Origin of the sequence: Prevotella sp. TF12-30, assembly GCF_003436715.1 — a bacterium.
In the GTDB taxonomy this organism is placed as follows: Bacteria; Bacteroidota; Bacteroidia; order Bacteroidales; family Bacteroidaceae; genus Prevotella; species Prevotella copri_A.
Map to the genome: position 1 here is coordinate 56942 of NZ_QSQJ01000011.1, position 20935 is coordinate 77876.

Annotated in this window: 14 protein-coding genes and 1 pseudogene; 2 read left to right on the forward strand and 13 right to left on the reverse strand. The window is 47.1% G+C overall.

The window, feature by feature from the left end:
- Positions 1-10 precede the first annotated feature (10 nt).
- From porU to DXD25_RS06295, 13 genes and pseudogenes are all read right to left on the reverse strand, one after another.
- Complete coding sequence (porU, locus tag DXD25_RS06230) at positions 11-3625, reverse strand: type IX secretion system sortase PorU (protein WP_117662281.1); 3615 nt, start codon at positions 3623-3625, stop codon at positions 11-13.
- 19 nt (positions 3626-3644) lie between these two features.
- On the reverse strand, positions 3645-4262 hold the full coding sequence (locus tag DXD25_RS06235) for a fumarylacetoacetate hydrolase family protein (protein WP_089544418.1): 618 nt from the start codon (positions 4260-4262) through the stop codon (positions 3645-3647).
- A gap of 122 nt (positions 4263-4384) precedes the next feature.
- On the reverse strand, positions 4385-5380 hold the full coding sequence (gene tsf / locus DXD25_RS06240) for a translation elongation factor Ts (RefSeq protein ID WP_117662283.1): 996 nt from the start codon (positions 5378-5380) through the stop codon (positions 4385-4387).
- Positions 5381-5487: 107 nt separating this feature from the next.
- Positions 5488-6258, reverse strand: a complete 771-nt coding sequence (gene rpsB, locus DXD25_RS06245) for a 30S ribosomal protein S2 (RefSeq protein WP_089544420.1) — start codon at positions 6256-6258, stop codon at positions 5488-5490.
- Between the two features lie 157 nt (positions 6259-6415).
- Positions 6416-6802, reverse strand: coding sequence for a 30S ribosomal protein S9 (gene rpsI / locus DXD25_RS06250; RefSeq protein WP_089544421.1), 387 nt, complete (start codon positions 6800-6802; stop codon positions 6416-6418).
- Positions 6803-6812: 10 nt separating this feature from the next.
- Positions 6813-7274 (reverse strand): 50S ribosomal protein L13, encoded by a 462-nt coding sequence (gene rplM, locus DXD25_RS06255; protein ID WP_089544422.1) that lies wholly within the window; start codon positions 7272-7274, stop codon positions 6813-6815.
- 812 nt (positions 7275-8086) lie between these two features.
- Positions 8087-8647: a DUF5675 family protein gene (locus tag DXD25_RS06260; RefSeq protein WP_117662285.1), complete on the reverse strand. Its 561-nt coding sequence runs from the start codon at positions 8645-8647 to the stop codon at positions 8087-8089.
- 31 nt (positions 8648-8678) lie between these two features.
- Positions 8679-11408, reverse strand: a complete 2730-nt coding sequence (locus DXD25_RS17140) for a hypothetical protein (RefSeq protein WP_233522211.1) — start codon at positions 11406-11408, stop codon at positions 8679-8681.
- A gap of 17 nt (positions 11409-11425) precedes the next feature.
- Entirely contained in the window at positions 11426-12493 is a 1068-nt protein-coding gene (locus DXD25_RS06275; RefSeq protein ID WP_233522213.1) for a phage antirepressor KilAC domain-containing protein, read from the reverse strand.
- A 394-nt stretch (positions 12494-12887) separates the two neighbouring features.
- On the reverse strand, positions 12888-13442 hold the full coding sequence (locus DXD25_RS06280; RefSeq protein WP_117662287.1) for a hypothetical protein: 555 nt from the start codon (positions 13440-13442) through the stop codon (positions 12888-12890).
- Positions 13439-14722: a hypothetical protein gene (locus tag DXD25_RS06285; RefSeq protein WP_117662289.1), complete on the reverse strand. Its 1284-nt coding sequence runs from the start codon at positions 14720-14722 to the stop codon at positions 13439-13441. Before DXD25_RS06285 ends, DXD25_RS06280 begins: the two co-directional genes overlap by 4 nt.
- Before the next feature lie 396 nt (positions 14723-15118).
- Positions 15119-15402 (reverse strand): annotated as a pseudogene (locus DXD25_RS06290) (PDDEXK nuclease domain-containing protein); the annotation flags it as partial.
- 560 nt (positions 15403-15962) lie between these two features.
- Entirely contained in the window at positions 15963-18263 is a 2301-nt protein-coding gene (locus DXD25_RS06295) for a leucine-rich repeat domain-containing protein (protein WP_187360445.1), read from the reverse strand.
- Between the two features lie 493 nt (positions 18264-18756).
- Between DXD25_RS06295 and DXD25_RS06300 the strand changes: the two genes are divergently transcribed.
- Positions 18757-20193 (forward strand): ATP-binding protein, encoded by a 1437-nt coding sequence (locus DXD25_RS06300; RefSeq protein WP_117662292.1) that lies wholly within the window; start codon positions 18757-18759, stop codon positions 20191-20193.
- A 68-nt stretch (positions 20194-20261) separates the two neighbouring features.
- The gene (locus tag DXD25_RS06305) at positions 20262-20480 is read left to right on the forward strand and encodes a hypothetical protein (RefSeq protein WP_147327869.1); all 219 of its coding nucleotides are present in this window, start codon (positions 20262-20264) and stop codon (positions 20478-20480) included.
- The last annotated feature ends 455 nt before the right edge of the window (positions 20481-20935 follow it).

Genomic DNA, 20935 nt, shown 5'->3' on the forward strand with positions numbered 1-20935 from the left:
ATGATATTTTCTATTTTATAATGATCAGTTTCCGGGTCTTGGAGGCATAGCTGCTGCCATCCGATGAAACCTTGACCCGATACAGATAGATGCCCGTACCCAGAGGGCGACCGCCATCTACCGATAGATCCCACTTCACGGTATAGACCTCCGAAGCCGGTACTCCGCTCTCGGCATGGCGCCAGAGCTGTCTGCCCGAAGTATCATAGAGTTCGATCACCACATCCATCCGGCTCTCCGTCCTGTCGTGAGAAACGATGAAGGTGGTGCTGCTGCGGGCTGGATTCTCCGTCACGCCCACATCGAAGAGTGATGGAGCCAGACCGCTAACCACATTGAAGTGGAGGGTGGTGGTAGAACTGTTGTTCTGGATATCCCATGCCGTGAAGGTAAGCTGATGCCTGCCTGCCGGGAGTACCGGAATACTGTAGCAGGTGGAACCGCTGGTATAGGTTCCGAAATCATACGAAAAATAACCGTTGAGATTGTAGGTCTTCGACTGATCTCCGTCTATCACCAGCTTCAGGTCATGGCCGAGTCCGCTTCCTGCGGCATTGATTCCGTCCTTGTCTGATATCCTTGCCACGAAATAAGGGGTGGTATTCACATTGCCGCCATCCACGAAGGTAGGCGAGTTCAGATAGCAGAATACCGACGGGCCGATGGAGTCATTTTCTGCCACCACGCTGCCGCCCACCTTGAACCGTGCGCTTTCTCCATTCGCCCGCAGCGCCTTGTCGTTGCTGACGGCATAGAGATTCATCAGTCCGGTATCACCCGAATAATTGATATCCTTAGGTACGGCAAAGCTGAAGGCGAACTTTCCGCCGGATACGCTGTCAGCACCCTGATAGAGCGTCTTCTGGCGGTCGTAATACTGGAAGGCGGAAGAGGCACCGTCGGCAGTGGCATCATTCAGCTTGCAGGTAACCAGTTCCCTGGAATCCCTTACCGTAGCCGTCACTACCCCCTGGAAATCCACATCCGTCTCTACATGTCCCGCAATCCTGGCTATATCTCCGGCTCTCAGCAGCGGAACCGTATCGGTGCGCTGGCAGGAGATGCCGTTGATGGAATCCACCACCACCTTCATCATCGGCAGGTTGAGCGAGAGGGCAGGATCTCCGAGCAGGGCATACTGCAGATGGTTTTCCGAGCGGTCTATCTCGCCCGCCATCACATTGCCCAGCATCACGTCGTTCTGTGCCAGCCGGTGTGCCTCGCCTATCGCAAGTGGCTTGCCGTCTTCCCGGCTCAGCACCCTGCGCAGGAAGGCACGGTTCATATACTTGTTCTGCTGGGCAAACACGGTACGCGTGGTACCGTAGAATGCCACAGCTCCACCTTTTTCATTCAGCAGGGCAGCCTCGCCGATGGTAGATTTCGTACCGTCATAAGGCATGATGTCGCAGGATGCCGTCACCCACAGCGGCAGATTCTCGTTTCTGAACGATTCGAAATCCGTAATCTTGAGCACGTTTTCATGCGAAATCTGGGTCTCGCTTCCATGTCCGGCATAATCCATCACCAGGGCACCATTAGCCTGCTGCTGCCTGATGATACTGGCAACTTCGGGATAGGAATTTCCCGTTGAGGAGGTCTGTCGGGTATAGGCATCCCACATCACCTTTCTGATGAGATAGCCCGGATACAGCGAGGCGATGTCGTCTGCCACCTCGTTGGCATCCGCCATGTGGAGATTCTCGTTGCCGTCATCGCCCATGAACATCAGGGTGTTCTGCCAGGCTCCGGCATTGGCGTTCTTCTTGTAATTGATGGTTTTGTCCACCAGTATCCTGGCTTCCTGCGCCGTGGTCACGGGGAATCGTCCTACCGCCACATCCTGCAGTTCGGTTTTCGGATCGGCTCCCTTTCCTTCGCCGATGATTCCCAGCCAGCTGTCGCTCACATAGCAGGTGGTCTTGCTGAACGAGTCATCGCTCTCATGACAGAGCAGGTAATCATCCGGATTCAGCAGTCTGCAGTCGGCCGTGAGCATCCGGTTGTCCCATACGCAGTCGCCGAAGAGCAGGAGATACTTAGGCATGTCAGCAGCCGTAGCCGCCCTGTCGCTCAGCATCCGCAGATAGCGGCGGTAGGCATTGGCATCGGGGGTACCGCTGGAGAATTCATTATAGAGTTCATCGGCGGGCACGATATTCACGCGCAGCCCGTCGTGGGTTTCGTGGAATTCCTTGAGCCGCTGTGCCTGCCTGAGCAGTTTCTGCGAGGTTGGGATGATGATCACCATATCAGCAGCCCCGTCGGCATGATGATCCTGCGGTGTGATGCCATACACATACTCGGCTGCAGGAATCTGGCTTCCGAAACCGGCAAAGGGCGCAGGTTGCTCCCAGGTTACAGCTACATAATCCAGATGAACCGGTCCGCCGCTGAGTGGCTGTATCTCGATGGTATCCTTCTCCCTGAAATCCTGAAGCGGATAGGTGGCGCTCCTTTCCACGCCTACCGTATAGGCACTGCTGCTGGTATTGACAGGCAGTTGGAGGCTCATGGTTCCCAGTTCCTGCTGGTTCTTCCTGATCTGCACCTGGGTGTTGGTACCGGCGGTAACAGCCACCACCAGCTTTCCCCGGCTGCATCCGGTAGGATTGGTGATGACCACCTTCTGGGTATCGCCCACCTTGACGGCTGTAGGATGGAAGAGATTCCTTCCACCCTGCATCCAGCTGAACCCATCTACTTCAAAAAGAGAATGATAATCTTCCGGCATCGGATGGCAGGAAGATACGAAAGAGGCTGAATCTGCCCAGAGACTCGGCGCCTCATCGCTCTGGGTGATGAAATAATAGCCATAGTCTGAATAGGGATTGCGGGTACGCACCATAGCCGTCGGGCTGCTCCAGCTCACCGCACCGCGGGCATAGAAATAATGTCTGCCATCCACTACATACTGCGGTACCTCCTTCAGGTCGTCAGTCTCCCGAATATCCTGGGCATAGAGCGCTTCGTTCTGGAGATTTCCTCCATAACCGTAGATCTTCACCTTGCTGATATCCGAAAAACCGGCACGGCGCACCACGTCGGCAGTCAACTGATGAATACCCGTTTCGCTCACCCTGATCTTTGCCCATTTTCCGCTTGCCAGCACAGAATGGTCGGCATAGGCAGGAGTAGCATCCTCCCCGGCACGGGTCTGCAGTCGGGCTTTCTGCTGCGAACGTTTCAGCAGATGCGAGTGGCTCTGCGAACGTTTCAGCGGCTTCGCCTGGATATCCAGCATGAAGCTCACCAGCGCCTGGTATCTGTGCTCCCTGAAAACGAGAGGAGAAAAGGAAATCACCAGCAAGCCTTGTTTCCGGCATTCGGTTACCTGCTGGCAGATGGCCACCTGCTCGGGAAGAGCAGCGCCCGAAAGCCGGTTGTAATGAGAAATATCGGTAGCAGGCATATCCACATACTCCGGATATTTCACTGTTACCGTATAGATAGAATCCTGATAATCACCCTGCAAAGGCAAAGAATATACGAATTGGGGCAATATGGAGTCCACCTTCACCTCCTGCGAGGTAAGGTTGAAGAATCTCTGTGCCGCAGCAGGAAGCGCCAGCAGCACCAGCACAGCCACGAAACAAAGGTATTGCCATATTCTACTCTTATTCATATATTCTTTTATATATTCTTTATTTACACATAAAGTCGAGCACCTTTCTATCTTCGAGATAGCCCTCCAGATGGTCGTCGATCTTCACTGGACCGCATCCTGTAGGACAACCCGTATAGAGCAGGTCTCCAGTCTTGAGCGTAAAATACTGGCTGATGTAGGAGATGATTTCATCCACCTTGTAGAGCATATCGCTCGAACAGCCTTCCTGCACATTCTCGCCGTTAATGTTGAGATGGAAGTGGATAGCCTGGATGTCACGGAACTTCTGGATATCCACCCATTCGCCGATAGCGGCAGAACCGTCGAATCCCTTGGCAAGCTCCCATGGCTGACCCGCCTCTCTCAGCTTCTTCTGCATCTCGCGGGCGGTAAAGTCGATGCCCACGGTCACCGCATCATAATAGCGGTGGGCGAAACGCTGCGGAATGGTCTTTCCCAACTTGCAGATGCGCACCACCAGTTCGGTCTCATACTCTATTCTTCCCAGATGATCCGGGATGAAGAAAGGCTTGCCGTTGTTGAGCAGCGCAGAATCAGCCTTGGTAAAAATAACAGGACGCTCTGGTTTAGATAACGTACCATGCAGCGATTTATTGTGTTCGGTATAGTTCATACCGATAGCAAATATCTTCATAAACCCAAAAATATATATAAAAAAGAAATGGGAGTTAGAAGCAAAGCTAAGCTTTAACTCCATAACTCCCGGATATTCTAATTTAACTATAAGTCAAATTAATGCTTGCTTTTGAGTAATGATTACTCAGCAGCAAGAGTAAAGCGCTGGTAAGCAACGATCTTGAGATCCTTGCTCTGAGAAGCGAGGTACTGAGCAACAGTCTGCTTGTCACCATCACCGAACTGGAACTCCTGGTCAACGAGGCAGTTCTCCTTGAAGAACTTAGCCAGACGACCATTTGCGATGTTCTGGATCATAGTTGGGTTCAAAGAAGCAGCCTTCTCCTCACCTACAGTCTTCTTGATGTTGCGAGCCTCCTCAGCCTGCTCAGGAGTCAACCAACCCTTCTTGGTGTTGCTCTCGATGTGATCCTCAGAGTCAACGTGAGCTGGGTTGATGCCAGCCTTCTTCAAAGCAGCGTTAACTGCCTTCTCTACGAGCTCTTCCTTAGTCTTGGCAACAGCAACCTCGAGCTCTGTCTTCTTAGTCTCCTCAGAAACAGAAGACTCGTCGAGAGCTACAGGGCGCATAGCAGCTACCTGCATAGCTACCTTGTGACCAGCCTCCGCGTTGTTCTCGTTGAGCTGAACCATAGTACAGAGAGTGTGCTTGTTCATGTGGTCGTAAACCTCGATGTTGTCACCCTCGAGAACGCAGTAGCCGTCGAGCTCCATCTTCTCACCGGTGATACCAGAACGCTGTGTAACAGCAGCCTGAGCATCAGAGTCGCCGATCTTCAAAGCCTTCACCTCGTCGAGAGTCTGAGCCTTTGCAGCGATAGCAGCATCGAGGATGTCAGATGTCAACTTGATGAAGTCAGCACCGTTAGCTACGAAGTCAGTCTCACACTTCAGAGCGATGATAGCAGCGAAATCGTTAACCTTCTTAACGAGAACGCAACCGTTAGAAGTCTCACGGTCAGAACGCTTTGCAGCGATAGCGAGACCACGCTCACGGAGCAACTCCTTTGCCTTATCGAAATCACCTTCAGCCTCTGTGAGTGCCTTCTTAACGTCAGCAAGACCAGCACCAGTCATAGCGCGAAGTTTCTTGATATCTTCAATTGAAACAGCCATAATATTTTCTAATATTAAAAGTTAATAATAATCTTTGGTTTAAAAGTACTAAAGCCATCGAATCATAAAACAGAATCAATGGCTCCAGTATATTTTTGTTTGCCTAATTACTCAGCCTCGTCCTTGCGAGCAGCCTTCTTCTTAGGCTGATCCTTCTGCTCTGCAGCAGCCTTGTCGTCAGCCTTCTCAGCCTTACGCTCCTCAAGACCCTCAGCGATAGCACCGCAAACTGCAGAGAGGATAGCCTCTACTGAGTCCTTAGCGTCATCGTTAGCTGGGATAACGTAGTCGATATTCTTTGGATCTGAGTTAGTATCAACGATACCGAACACAGGGATACCAAGACGGTTAGCCTCCTTAACAGCGATGTGCTCCTTCATTACGTCAACTACGAAGAGTGCGCTTGGGAGACGTGTCAAGTCAGCGATAGAACCGAGGTTCTTCTCCAACTTAGCACGCTGGCGGCTGATCTGCAGCAACTCGCGCTTTGAGAGGTTAGAGAATGTACCATCGTTCAACAGCTTGTCGATGTTTGTCATTTTCTTAACTGCCTTACGGATTGTAGGGAAGTTGGTAAGCATACCACCAGCCCAACGCTCGTTTACGTATGGCATATTGATAGAAGCTGCCTTCTCGGCAACTGCATCCTTAGCTTGTTTTTTAGTAGCGACAAACAGGATCTTCTTACCTGTCTTGGCGATTTCCTTGAGGGCCTCAGCAGCCTCGTCAACCTTAGCAACAGTCTTGTTGAGGTCGATAATATGAATACCGTTACGCTCCATGAAGATGTAAGGAGCCATTGCTGGATTCCACTTGCGACGGAGGTGTCCGAAGTGGCAACCTGCCTGAAGTAACTGGTCAAAATTTGTTCTTGACATTGTCTTTTCTTGTTTAAATGTTGTTTACTTTCTTTTGAATTCTAGCTAGAATCAGTCGATGAGTAGTCCCCGATTAATGGAATCTCACCGATTTAGATACTAAACTTTTTAGTTCAGCTATAATAATCTGAATATATATATAAATATATGTATAAGATTAACGCTTGCTGAACTGGAAGCGACGACGAGCCTTTGGCTGACCTGGCTTCTTACGCTCTACAGCACGTGAGTCACGTGTCATGAAGCCTGCATCCTTCAATGCCTTCTTATCGTTAGCGTCGATCTTAACGAGTGCGCGAGCGATAGCGAGGCGGAGAGCCTGGCTCTGACCGGTGAAACCACCACCGTCGAGGTTTGCCTTAATATCATACTTACCCTCAGCCTCGAGCAACTGCAATGGCTGCTTTACTACATAGCGAAGGATTGCTGATGGGAAATATGTCTCAATATCTTTCTTGTTGATTGTGATCTTACCTGTACCCTCTGAGAGGTATACACGAGCTACAGCGCTCTTACGGCGACCAATTGCATTAATTACTTCCATTCTACCTTAATTATTTATACTGGTTAATATCAATTGCCTTTGGCTGCTGAGCCTCATGCTTGTGCTCTGTGCCATCGTAAATGAAGAGGTTGTCCATCAAAGAGCGACCGAGAGGGCCCTTTGGCAACATACCCTTAACTGCGTGACGGAGGATCTTGTCCATTCCATCAGGACGCTTGCGCAACTCAGCTGGAGTATTGAAGCGCTGACCACCAGGGTAACCAGTGTAACGTGTGTAAACCTTATCAGTCTCCTTCTTGCCAGAGAATACAGCCTTAGCTGCGTTGATAATGATTACGTTGTCACCACAATCTACGTGTGGAGTGAAAGTTGGCTTGTACTTACCACGAAGCAACTTAGCAACCTTTGAGCAAAGGCGACCTACTACCTGGTCTGTTGCATCGATTACAACCCACTCTTTCTTAGCTGTCTCCTTATTAACAGAGATAGTCTTGAAACTTAATGTGTCCATTTTAAAATTTAAATTTACTACTAAAAAACGTTTTAATCTTTTCTTACTCACTTAATTTCGGATAGGTGATTCACTAACCGCAAATCCCGGCCACAGGATGTGCTATTAACACACCATACCCAGGGGACTCTAAGTGTATCCCCGAAATAATCGGACTGCAAAATTACACATTTTTATTTGATTATGTGTAAGTTACGAGCCGCAGCCCTTATCTTTTATAATTATTTAACTTAGTTTGTCGTGTTTTGTTATTTTCATCCGTTTTTATGGCTTTTTGCATTTCCCAAGCATCTCCTATATATAATCAAGCTTCTTCTGTACATATCAAGCTTCTTCTATATATAATAAGGTGTAAGGTTCGCAGTGAGCCCCACACGCCCTGAAAGGGCAAAAGCTTTCAGACACAAGGCATAAAAACAGCAATGGGATTTCGATACCCCTATCGAAACCCCATTGTTATTCTTGTATAAGTAAAAGATGATGAAAGCGTTTCACAACGCCGTTTTATTTTTTCTGGTGCAAAGGTACAACAAAAACCGTATGCTAGGGGGTAATTTTTGGCATATATGGGGGTAAATTCTGTTTTTTCAGCATATATCAAGCCAAAATTACCCCCCCTAAACGATTTTTACTACTTAATCCATCTTTTTTCAAGGTCAAAATCTAAAGAAAAAGAACTTAAATATACGATTACTACCATACCAATGAAACTATTCCGGGGATAGGAATGAAACTATCCCAGGCTACCAATGAAACTATTCCCAGGAATATCTATGAAACTATCCAGGAATATCAATGAAACTATCCCCTCATTAGATGACGGTAATCCAGATACCTTCCCCCTGATTCTCCGCTGCCTGGATGCGATTCATCAGACGATGGAGCCAGATACGGGAGTTCACCACCATACCCTTCAGCTTATTCTCACCCACCAGGATGCAGCCCTGGGTATCGTCGGGATAGTTGCCGGCATGGATGCGGATGCCCTCGAAACCGGGAACACCCTGCACATACGGCAACCACTTCTTGAATCGGGGCGACTTGGTGATAAGTACACGATACGAACCCTCGGGGATGGCGGTATGGCCCGGAATCTTTCTCGCCACCTTGCCGCTCTCCCGGCTGAAACGGGCATTCTCCTCCTCCGGCTTCAGCTCTATCCCCTTCAGGTTGCGCCAGGTTGGCTCCAGGGTGTCACAGAAGTAGCTCTCCTTAGACAACTTCTCCAAATCGAAACGATGTTCGAAACTGCGCTTGTCACCGGCTGTCTTGCCGCTAAGCACCTTGCGCTCCACATCACCATCAGCCAACAGATAAAGTCGGCCGATGGTATAAGTATTCTTCTTAGCTATACGCTCTAAAACTATTTCCATAAGTAAATCAAAATAAATTAAAGTTTAGAAATTAAGATAATTCCTGCCCATCACATCTGTATTTCAGCTTCGTAAAACTGTGATAACTGTTACTGTGATAGTTCTCGCTGCCACGTTTCACGTATTTTCTATACACCCAGGTAGAAAGCAGGTGCGCCGTACCCTCTTCCGAGAGTCCCAGGGCTGCACGAGCCTCCACCACCTGCTGCTCGGTAAACGTATCCGGCAACGACTGCAGGAGATTGGAAGGGCCACGCTTGTTGGAATGCTCGCCCACATTGTTCGCCTTCTGGATGTCCTCCTCGAAGAAACGCATCTTGCACCACAGGTCGTAACGCTCACTCCAGCGGATGAAATCCTCTATTTCCGGCTCCCATCTGCAGCCATTGGCAACATAGAGCACGCACGCCTTGAGATAGGCTATCACGTTGGCACGGAACGTGAAGTTCTCGTAGATTCTGTTCTGGGCAACCTGCGAAAAATCCGCATTCTCCTCACTCAGAATCTCAGCCAGACGGTAAGCCTCGGGGCAATCTATCAAGCCGGTAGCCATACAGAGGTTCTCGATATAGGGCTTCAGCTCCTTGCGGAACTGATCATCGTAGGTGCCATACACCGGAATCTTATCGCCGATTTCTCTTTCGGGAATGGTACAGAAGTTGATTCGGCTCAGCGGACCGTCTGTCAGCACCTTGGAGAAATAACGCTGTCCCTTCTGGATGGTGGTAGAGGCATTCCAGTTGAAACGGACGGTTACTCGCTCGGTGACACTTTGGGTTCCCACTCGTGTTTGTCCATATTGATTACCTGGGTCAAAGGCGAGGCACATGATACGGAAATGCTGGTTGCCGATACCTTTCAGGGCATCAAACTGGTCAATCTCGTTGAGCGAAGTATAGAGGAAGTGGCCTTTGGCTTCTGCCGTACGCATCACAAAGGCAGGGTTGGTCATATCCGCATCTATCTCCTGTATAATGAGATTATCGGGTCTTTTGCGCTTATCCTTGTTGGCGCCCTTGCGCATCATTTCCTCCTTCCACTCCTTCTCACGCTTCAGGTTTTCCTGGTCACGCTTACGGATATCCTCCATAATCATCGAAATCGGCATCTGCACACAACTTTTACCTGCGCCCGTGCCTGCAAGGAGGCAGGTCATCAGGGTAGCTTCGTGCTCCACATTGTCGATATATCTGAATCTGGTATTCCAGAGATGGGTTGCCAGCGGAGGGAAAATGGCATGCGCCACAGCCGGCTGATAAATCTCCGGAGTCTTCGAGATCAGCAGTTCTACCAGCTTCGGCAGCTTCCCGGGCATAGGAGGTGGAGGCGGATAAGAGGCGTTACAACTTTGAACACAGGCGTTACTTTGAACATTAAGCATTGAACCCGCCAGGCGTTCCGGGGATTTGCAATCCCCGGCAAGCAAGCTCTTAGCAGCCTGCTCCGCCAAGGCATTCACCCGAATCACATCCCTCGAAAAAGGCTTGGAGCTGTCCCCATATTTCGAATAGAAGTCATGGATCAATTGATGGCAGTCATTCTCCTGATAATAGCTCGGCATTCTCTTCGCCACCACCTTCATCAGTTCCTCCTCACTCATCACACGAGAAGCGCCAGCGCTCATAATGGCGAGCAGAGAGGAGTGTCTTGACCCGACGGTATCAATATTCATCCCCTTCAGTCCCGCAGATTCCTGGAAGAGGTCGAAGGCAATCAGATTCTTGGCATCAACTTGCCCTGCTTCTTGGGCTGCCAGTCCGCCAGCTTTCTGAGCATCTCCAGTATGGCTGATATAATCATCATCAGCACGATGGCTATTACCAGGTTGGGCAGGCTGAATAGCAGCGCCAGAAGAAACAGCAGAATGGCTGTCAGTGCCCTGAAATCGATTGTCTTGAACATCGTCATTACTTTGAACTTTGAGATTTGAACTTTGAACTTTATGATTACTATCATTAGGTACTTGCCCCTGGAAGTCTCCCGCCAGGCGTTCCGGGGATTTGCAATTAGGTACTTGCCCCTGAAAGCCCCCCGCCAGGCGTTCCGGGGATTTGCAATCCCCGGCAAGCAAGCTATAGCGAGCCGTCCCCTTACCGTCAATCGTAAGCCCACGCTTGAGGAAAGCCTCTCTGCGGGCTTGAATCTCCTCATCCGGCAGAACCCCATACCACTCCTTCGAGCGATAAATCTCGGAGTCCTTATCCGTGATAAAGATGATTCGCTCGGGCGTGATGCAGCTCTTGTCGTAGGGAATCCCAGCCGCCTCACAATACGCCTTCTGCGTCTCTTCAATCGTCATCCCCATCGGCATTCTGATATCAATATGCAGCTTCTTTCTAGCCGAATACTCCAGATGCAGCAGCTTCCCCTTCCATATCGTGTTACTGCAGTTCAGCTCACGAGCCTTCTCCAGTGCAGCATCCACATACTCCACATCATCCACATCAATAGTCGTCTGAAAGAGGAAGCTTTCAGGCACCGCATCCTCACTAGAGCGGTGATTATTCCTGAACTTAGAATAATGAATGGCACGGATAGGCAGCTGTCTTTTCAGCCCCTCGCGTGCCTTCTTCACCGCCTTTTCATCACCAGCATCTACGCCGGGGATAGCCTTCTCCCCACGTATCTGCGCAATCACACCCTTCAGCCACGGCTGTGCTATCAGGGTGTCATAGACATACAGGGGCTGGGAAGAGCTCAATCTTCCCATATTGCCCTTGCGTGCCGGATTTAAAGCCATTACCTGTTGCTTTATCGCCATATTTCCATTTTTAATGATTATCCCAAATTCTTCACCTCATACAGTTCAGCAAGCTCCCAGAATCTGCGGGCCAGATCATGGATAAACTTCCTGCCCTTCTCGGTCCATACGAGATAGGTATGCGTAACCGCCTTGCCCATCTTCTCCTTTCTGCCATCGCATTTCGGATCCAGGAAGGCATTGTATCGGGTGCGGCTCTTCGCCAATCCCATGTGCGCATACTCCGCATAGAGCATGTACTGCCCACTCTGGTAATACTGGATATGCAGGGCACAGAGCGAGCGGTTCAGCTCCTGCGCCGTAACCCCCAACTCCTTCGCCACCTGAGTCGTAGTGAAGCAGGAAACGGAATCCAGCACATTGTCACTGTAGATCGCCTTCGGCATCAGCCCATCCACCTGGTGCTCCAGATGGATGATGTTCTCACCCTTTCGGGCGATATTCACCACCTGCTCATCCACCACGCCATTCAGTCTGCGGATTTCCACATCCTGCTCCTCGATCAGCTTTCTCTGCTGCTCCAGCAGTTCCTCCTTCTTCTTCAGGGTAGCCCGGAGAATCTCCTCGGCATTGCGAATCGTCTCCTCCTCGCTCTCCCCCTCCTTCACCGGGATATAACCGCCCGTCTTGCGAATCTGCGGCAGCACCACCGAGGTAACCCAATCCTTGAATTTCACCGCCGATGGCAACTTGGAACCTAGCACCAGAGCATAGAAGCCGCTCTCGTTTACGAAGATCATCTGCGTTAAACGTTTGGCAGGAGTTCCATCCTTCTTCATGCCCACCTCTACCCATACACCACGTTTTATGGTGTCATCACACCTAACATGCTGTTTTACAGAGTCTGACGATTTCTTATATCCCAGCGCATCACACAAATCCTTTGCACAGAACCAAGGATCGCCCTTCTCATCAGTAGCGGTGCGAACCGTTCCGAACTCCGGATTCTCAAAAACAGCAACCTGTGCAGCCTGTTTCTTATTGGCTTCCTTCTTGTCGACCACCTTCTTACCAGTCTGCACACTCTTCTTAGCAGAGCCGGCATTCTTGCCATCCTCTGCCTTCTGAATTTTTGAATTCATCATAAGCAAAAAAAATTAAGTAAATATATAAAAGGTACCCGATGGATACCTTCGTAAAAAAAACACTAAAAGTTTCCACAATAAAAAAATGTATCAACCTTGTCAAAGACCGATGGGCTGATACGCTGCGCCACTTACAACATGGCAGGAAACCTATCCCAGCATCCTGGCGATAGAAAACGCAAAAGCCCCAGACCTCAGAACCGGTATCGTTCTGAAATCTGGGGCAAAAGTAGAAAGAATACTCCGTTACGCCTTTTCCGCCGAATGCGCCAAATTGAATTCGGCGGAAACAAGAAAGGGGCAAAACCATCGTCTTGCCCCTCTATATCAATATCTTACAGAGATATAATTATTTTCTTTACGTCAAACGGCATCCACTATTCGGCGGAAAGCTTCAATCTTCTAGCGACTTCATATAGTCCTCAACACTTACCTCCACATCAACATCAATATGACCTGCGATAATCTTTTTTCTGATATAATCGCCATACGATTTCTGTGTAACCTTCATTTCGAGATGGCAATCTTCTCGCAAGAACCGTGAGATAGATGCCCCATTAGGAGTTCCCGAGTACAAGTAGCCCCGACCGCTCCAATACTGGAAGAAAGCTGCCACGCTCTTATTAAGCAATCCGTCGGTGGTAGAAATCTGCTCATTAGAGATATGATGCAACTTGAGATAGTTCACGAAAGCATGCGCCATTTTCTCTGTCAGGTTCACATCCTTCTCGCCATTCTTATCGGGAAAGAGCACCTCAGCCACTCTTCCGGCAGCCGGGGAAGCACTTTTTTTCGCATCATCCACCGGTTTGCATCCTTCAGAATCAGAATCATCATCAAAGAATTTTGCCATGATTTGCTTGAGGGCTTCAGCCGTTACGTTTCCCCCGATAGTTAACTCCTTATGATGGTCGTTGTGGACGGCACCATCCTCATAATATGCATTCATTGTCTATTTGTTTTAGAATCCAACATCATTTTATTTGAAGCATTACTTTCAGGAGCCAGATAGACCTGACTCCTATGATCTTCATGCATCGCACCTTCACCATAATAAGTCCCACAATTAACAACCGGAGTTTGCGGCATGAATTTCTGCATAATCTTCTCAGACAGCTCAGGCTGAATCTTAGCCCATGCCGGGTCTTTTGCCAGGAGGAGAGATAGATTACCAAAGATGGCTGATGCCGTGGAAGGATCCAGACGCAGCAACTGCGTCTCTATCAAATCAACGGGCACGCGCGACTCTACAGCCTCGGCAAATTTCTTCGTAACCTTCTCCATTTCAGAAGACAACTTCCCCACAGAATCCTGCAACTCCCTTCGCTGCTCATCCAGCTCATCATAACTCATGTATCTAGTCTTCATCATCTCCTCAAAATCAGATCCAAAGATGATATTGCACAATTCGTCCAAATCTTCTCTCTGTGAAGTAGTCTTCAAGATATCCTCCAGTTTTGCCATGTGTCTTGCCAGTTTCTCCTTACTCTTGGGAGTAACAAACAATTCATCCTTTCGCATGAGAACCGCTTTACGGAATATGTGCACATAAGGATGAAAAGACTGGGCAACAGCCACATTGTTGATAATCTGCACGAAGCCCTTGAAATGAGACCCAACGATTCTTCTTACCATAAAAGAATACACATTTGTCAAGTAATCCCAGTTTTGCTCCAGCTGTTCCTCCAGAAAATCCTTATGCTTTTCTGACAAATCCGTGTGCTCTATCATCAGGTAAGCCGACAAAACGCACAGCATTTCTCCACGCACGCTATCACCGCTAACCTCCAGTTTCTCTAGCTCCTTATCAATTGCATTCTCTGGCCATTGCTTGATATATGGACGGTAAGACTGGTCCATAATGCATCGCAATAAATGGAAGAAATTATATAGTCCGCCCACTCTGTAGTATGCAGAATTCAGAAGATCCATTATATTATGCTCGCCTACGAGTTTACCAAGCTCATCATAGGCATACATCCATAAGGATACAGGATAAAGCACATCAGAACAATCGATGCTCTCGGAATAATCACCCGACAGAAGACGCCAATAGATAGGTTTCATCCTGTGATGAAACTTTATCATCCACACCTGGTCATGGAAAGAACGATTGTATTGTTCTGCCTTTTTGCGAATGTTCCAGCCTTCAGGAGCTTCTCCACCATCAAATATTTTCATTAAAGGTCTGACGAAGTATTCGTCGATTTCTTCTTCAATTGTTTTCATACATTATTATTTTCTTAGGGGCGAAAAAGCCCCACCCGGTTTTGAGCGCTCAGTCTCATCACCAGGTGGGGCTTTCCGTTCTTGTTGTTTTTATATTATAGTACAAAAGTAATATTTTTATTTTGAACCTCCAAAAAAATCACTACTTTTTTAATATTACCCCATATTTTCTATTATTTGGCTCCTACAAAATCACTCAAAGGCATTATTTTTGCCTAAAAAGTATTCAGTGATATGATGCTGCTATTGATGCACAAAGACCAGATGGCATGATTGCTATGTTTTTAGGAATTTTAGATGAGGTTCATCATTAGGGTCTTGCGGTACAAGTTTTCCATGTATCGCAAGGTCGAGTATCTTTTGGCGTAACGCTTTTGTATTCATTCTAAGTTTTGTTTAATCTTCCTCTAATTTCTTTATTTCTTCATTCTCCTCAAACTCCTCAATCCATTCCTTCACCTTGGCTTGCAGCAAGGCTTTGTCGGGCAGATAGAGCTGGTAAGCCGCTGCATAGACATATGCCTGTCATAATAGTTCACGTACATCTGCATTTGCCCCAAATCTTGATGTATCAATTTGCCCATCTTTAGGTCAATGAGTACATAACATTGCAGCAGGCGGTTGTAGAACACCAAATCAACAAAGAAATGTTGCTCGTCAAAAGTAAACCTCTTTTGCCTTTGCTACAAAAAACAATCCTTTCTGCACATCACCCTTTATCTTGTCAAGGATGAACTTATGGTGTGTCCATGGTATTGAAAAAAGCATCTCCGCAATGTCTTGCTCCTTTTCTCCAACTTGAGGTAAGAATTGAACAGAATGTGGTGTTTCAAATTTTCCCCCAACTTGGGGGAAATTTATAACTATCTGAGAATAAGTAGTATAGAACTTTTTGATTTCTTTTGAATTGGCTAAACAGTGTTTAGCTTTTCAGAATACACGCAATAGAATCACTGTATCTATGGTCGTGCGAACATGCTTGTGTGCCTCGTCAATCAATTTAGAAATGTGCTCAAAGAGAGCATCCTAAAAATGAAGTTACCGCCCCAGTTCGTGCATATATTAAAAGGATCTGTCTTTTCGCTTACGGAGAAAAAGTGGCAATATTGCCAAAAATTGCCACCTTCCAAGCGTACAGCATAGCTCCCTATGCAAAAAAGTTCTATCGACTTCTCACATAGGGAGTTATATTTTTCGTAAGCTAAAGACATATCGTAGCAAAAATATGACTTAGCTCTGTTTATTTCACAACAATTTTATAAGACTTTTGTCCTACTTTCAGAACATATACACCAGCCTCGCTCATAGTTGTCTGCCATGTATTCTGTTTAACTATCTCGCTCTTTCGGATAACTCCATCAATAGTGGCAATGCTTATGGCTGTAGTTGGTGCTGACAAGTTGCAAAGCAAGATGGTCTTTCCATCAACCTTGAGGGTTGGAGCACCGTCGGCGGGAACCTGAGCGATGCCCGTTTCCGTCTCCTTCTTGACAGTATAATAATAAGCAACGGTGGTGGAGAAACTTCTCGCCCCCTCGAATGTGGCATTCATCTTGGTGCAATGAGAGCCTTCCGCACCATCTAGAGTCACGTTTTCGATACTCGACAACTTGTATCCAGGAATGTTGCAGCTGAATGTTGCCGTCGGCACCTTACCCTCCTCATAGTCGAACTCATATTGATTGGCCACGACCATCGGCAGCACTCGTTCCTTGTAGGTGTTGTTATATACACCCTCATTAAAGGCCTCCACATCAGGAGTATATACTTTCGCCTCATAATTAGACACCAATCCTGTTGCTCCTTCTGGGGTAACCCTTGGAGTAACGATGGCTTGCTTCAGGGTGGAAGTGCTAAACGAGCTACCTCCCAGATATGTCACGTTCTCTGGGATGAAAAGATTCTCGATACTCGTAGAAGAAAAGGCATTGTAGTCGATTTTTTCCAACGCATCTGGCAGCTCTATCTCCGTGATACCTTCGTCTTGGAGGAATGCGCCCTCGCCGATATGCTTGACGCCCTTGCCCAGCTTGACATGGGTGAGCGTCGGCACCTTTGAGAAAGCCATCGCAGGGACATACTCAACATTGTCGCCGAAGTTGAGCGTCTCTATGCTGGCCATGCAGTGAAAGTCGCTATGATAATTATCATACTTGTTTTCTGCGACATGGGTGGCGTTCCAGTTGATGGTCTTGAGCCTAGGACACTGACCAAAAATGTAATAATAGTCTATCTCCTTCACACCTTTTCCGATGGTGATGGTTTCCACGTTCTTCAGTTGATAGAATACCTGACTGCCCGTAGTCTTCACCTTGTCTGGAATCGTGAGCTCAGTGATGCCGTCACATTCGGAGAAAGCTTTTTCGCCTATTGTCTCTAACGACTCCGGCAACTTGATTTCCTCCAGTCCAGAGCACTTGCAGAGCAAAGAAGGAGGCAATACCCTTACGCCCTCGCCAAAAGTTATCTTTGAGAGCGACGGAGAGAACAACTGGACTTTGAAACCATAGTAGAAATCCTCGATAATACTGGCAGAATCAGCGTTCCAGACAACCTCGCCAAGCGACGAGCAACCATCAAAAGCCATCTCGCCGATTCGGTCCAATGTCTTAGGTATCGTAACTTTCACCAGTTTCTTGTTGCCCATCAAGGCACGCGAGCTCAGGCTTCTGGTGCCTTCTGGCAAGTCCAACTTGATAGGGTCATCGCTCTCTGCGGCATCTTTGTAGATATAGGCCGCATGGTCGAGATACACCATGCCACGTTCTTGGTTTCCAAGCCATGTGGTACCCTTGAAGGCCTCTGTACCGACATAGTTGATGGTGCCGTAAGTCTTCACTATCTCCAAGCCTCCGTTGGTATAGAACGCCCTTTCCGGCACCGAGTTGACCTCACTGCCGAAGTCAACCTCCTTGATAGGACAATTCTCGAAGACATCATAGCTGGAATAGCCCGTGATGTCTACTTCGCAATCTCGGGCATTCCAAAAGAGCTTTTCGATGCCAGAGCATTGGTCGAAACCATTGGCACCGATAAACTTGAGGTTAACGGGCAAGGTCAGCTCCTTCAATGCCTTACATCCAAAGAAGGTGCCTCCATAGTCGCTATAGTTGGTCCACTTGTCTCCTATCTGCTCGATTGACTCTGGCAGGTTGAGTTCCGTAAGCCCCGTGCAGTTTCGGAACGTATTGTTGCCCAGCCGCTTTACGCTCTTGCCAAACTTGATGTCCTCCAACTGGGTGTAGCCATAGAAGGCATAGTGTCCGATGTATTCAACCTCGTCGCCTATCACAAGATGCTTGATATTTTTCTTGTAGGGATTCCAGGAAGGGAGGGTGGACTCGCTACGCTCCGGGTTGCCAAAGTCGTTCATCTTTCCGCTGCCTGCAATGGTGAGGGTTTCGTCATCCAGCGACCAGGTGACACCTGTGCCACAAGTTCCCTTGGCGATGTTTTCGGCTAAGACTGATTGGATCGGACTCATCAGCAGGGTGCAGATGACCACAACTTTGAATTCGTTCATGAGTGTAAAATGTTTCATAAGCATAACCTATTTTTAGTGTAAAATAATCGATTGACACTGCAAATATAGCAAAAAGTTGTAAAACTGGCAAGTGGAAATCCGCCAAAACGAGACCATTCGCTATGCGAGCATGTCTATACGCCCTAATTTTATATTCATCCGCATCAAAAAAGTTTCCATCTGTACGGTTGGCACAGGCTGAAAGCCTAGAAGCACCTAGCCCAGGGCTAGGTGCTTCTGCCCTTTAAGGGCGTATAGGACAATTCCAACCGTACCGCTCGAATCTTTTTAGTAGAAATATTAGAAAATACGCAAATCTTCTATAATATTGTAGTAGTTTTACCAACCTTCTATAGAAAATGGTCTCCTTGCTAAGGATTAACGAGGGGGACGTTATATTCTGCCGCAAATCGCTAAAAAAGTATAATTGCGGCAGATTATAGTACATTATATTTTGCCGCAAACTATATTTTTTGTACTTTTGCGGCAGAATATAATAAGTTTTGAGACTATGATAGTAGGAAGAAAAGAGGAAATTGCAGAATTAAACAAGTTGTATTACAGTGACCGACCAGAGTTTGTCGCCGTATATGGCAGACGACGTGTGGGCAAGACGTTTCTTATCAAGCAGGCACTGAAGGGTCGCATTACCTTTCAGCATACAGGGGTTTCGCCAGTTGACCAGGATAGTGACAAAAGTCGGATGAAGGTTCAACTGGAGAGCTTCTATTATGCGCTTCTTAATCAAGGACTTGAGGGATATAAACAACCTAAGTCCTGGATGGAGGCATTCTTCCAGCTGGAACAGTTGTTGCAGCACTTGGATACAGGTGAGCGACAGGTCGTCTTTATAGATGAACTGCCATGGATGGATACACCTAGGTCTGGCTTTCTTCCTGCTTTCGAGAACTTTTGGAATGGATGGTGCAGTGGCAGAGATAACATCATGCTGATCGTTTGTGGCAGTGCTACCTCATGGATTCTTAGCAATTTGTCGAGAAACAAAGGTGGACTTTATGGCAGATTGACTGCGGAAATCAAACTATCTCCTTTTACCTTGCGAGAGTGTGAAGAGTATTTTGAGCATAATCAAATCCAAATGAGCCAATATGATATCTTGCAAAGTTATATGGTGTTTGGAGGCATACCTTATTATATAAGCTATTTCCAGAAAGGATTGAGCTTCGAACAGAATGTGGATAAGATTCTGTTTGGTAGCAAGCCTCGTTTGCGTGATGAGTTCAACCGGCTTTTTGCTGCCATCTTCAATAATCCAGAGGATAGCAAGAAGGTAGTCAGGCAGTTGGCTACTCGTCATGCAGGTTTCACTCGTGAGGAAATCAGTAAAGCCACCGGTATTCCTTTGGGTGGTGGACTAACGAATACGCTTGCAGCTTTGGTGGAGAGTGATTTTATTATGCGATATCATCCTTATGGTAAGGCGAAGAGTGTGGAATGCTATAAGTTGATGGATAATTTCTGCCTCTTTTGGCTGAAATATGTGAAAGCTAATGCATGTGATGCAGGATTTGCCAATGATAACATGACTTCAGACATCCTGAAGGCTTGGCATGGGGTGGCTTTTGAGGAGATTTGTTGGCAACATATAGAGCAAATCAAGCGTGCTCTTCAGATTGCTGGCGTCAAATCTTCTGTTTCTGCCTGGAGTGTGAAGGGAGATGATGAACAAGAAGGCGTGCAGATTGACTTGTTGATTCTTAGGGATGACAACGTGGTCAATCTATGCGAGATGAAGTTTGCCAGTGCTCCTTATCATATAAGTAAGGATGAAGAAATGCGTTTGCGCCATCGCATAGAGGCATTGAAGAGCACTTTGTCGCCAAAACAGTCTGTTCATCTTACGATGATTACCACTTATGGTGTGGCGTATGGCAAGTATAGTGGAATTGTGCAGAAAGAGGTTACAATGGAGAATTTATTTAAGTGATCCCTGATTATTTGTCGGATTTCGACATTACTATTATTTTTACAGCTGATAATCAAATAATTAAAAAGATGCAAGAATATATCAGTAGAAATATCGACAAAGAGTTCATCGCTTGGAAAGACGATTCCATGCGCAAACCACTCTTGCTCCGAGATGCCAGACAGGTAGGAAAACGTCCTCGTTTATTTGGGCAACAGGTTGTTGCCCAAATCCTTCTTGTAATTGTGCAACAAGTTGTTGCATATTTACATCGTCTAATTTGGCAACAACTTGTTGCCAAATTGTAATTCGCTGATTACAAAGCTCATACCATGGCGAATATACATTAGATTACGATAGGAACTAAGGCTAATGCCATTTCGCCTACAAAGATAACTGATTTTTACGAGAAGAAACTGAAAATCAGGAATCTTTTTAAATAAATCGGTGATTTGTAGAACTTTTATTCGGTGATTTGTGGAACTTTCATTCGGTGATTTGTGGATTTTATCCTCAACCTTGATGCACTGTTTTAGTGCATCAAGAGTGATCACAGCTATCACAATAACAGTTATCACAGTTTTTACGGAGGGGTATCTGAAGGGAAGGGAAATGTTAAATAGAATTTAACTATATATATTATTATTATAAATATAATATATATAGTTAGTTCTGGAATGAGAAAAAGAAAAGTGTTTCGAGAAACTGTGATAACTGTTATTGTGATAGGTCTTTGATGAGGAGCCATGGTTTGCAATCTGCA

Bases quoted from the DNA above. Each gene is read 5' to 3' on its own strand.
- porU (WP_117662281.1), bottom strand. From the start codon at position 3,625: ATGAATAAGAGTAGAATATGGCAATACCTTTGTTTCGTGGCTGTGCTG.
- DXD25_RS06235 (WP_089544418.1), bottom strand. From the start codon at position 4,262: ATGAAGATATTTGCTATCGGTATGAACTATACCGAACACAATAAATCG.
- tsf (WP_117662283.1), bottom strand. From the start codon at position 5,380: ATGGCTGTTTCAATTGAAGATATCAAGAAACTTCGCGCTATGACTGGT.
- rpsB (WP_089544420.1), bottom strand. From the start codon at position 6,258: ATGTCAAGAACAAATTTTGACCAGTTACTTCAGGCAGGTTGCCACTTC.
- rpsI (WP_089544421.1), bottom strand. From the start codon at position 6,802: ATGGAAGTAATTAATGCAATTGGTCGCCGTAAGAGCGCTGTAGCTCGT.
- rplM (WP_089544422.1), bottom strand. From the start codon at position 7,274: ATGGACACATTAAGTTTCAAGACTATCTCTGTTAATAAGGAGACAGCT.
- DXD25_RS06260 (WP_117662285.1), bottom strand. From the start codon at position 8,647: ATGGAAATAGTTTTAGAGCGTATAGCTAAGAAGAATACTTATACCATC.
- DXD25_RS17140 (WP_233522211.1), bottom strand. From the start codon at position 11,408: ATGGCGATAAAGCAACAGGTAATGGCTTTAAATCCGGCACGCAAGGGC.
- DXD25_RS06275 (WP_233522213.1), bottom strand. From the start codon at position 12,493: ATGATGAATTCAAAAATTCAGAAGGCAGAGGATGGCAAGAATGCCGGC.
- DXD25_RS06280 (WP_117662287.1), bottom strand. From the start codon at position 13,442: ATGAATGCATATTATGAGGATGGTGCCGTCCACAACGACCATCATAAG.
- DXD25_RS06285 (WP_117662289.1), bottom strand. From the start codon at position 14,722: ATGAAAACAATTGAAGAAGAAATCGACGAATACTTCGTCAGACCTTTA.
- DXD25_RS06295 (WP_187360445.1), bottom strand. From the start codon at position 18,263: ATGAAACATTTTACACTCATGAACGAATTCAAAGTTGTGGTCATCTGC.
- DXD25_RS06300 (WP_117662292.1), top strand. From the start codon at position 18,757: ATGATAGTAGGAAGAAAAGAGGAAATTGCAGAATTAAACAAGTTGTAT.
- DXD25_RS06305 (WP_147327869.1), top strand. From the start codon at position 20,262: ATGCAAGAATATATCAGTAGAAATATCGACAAAGAGTTCATCGCTTGG.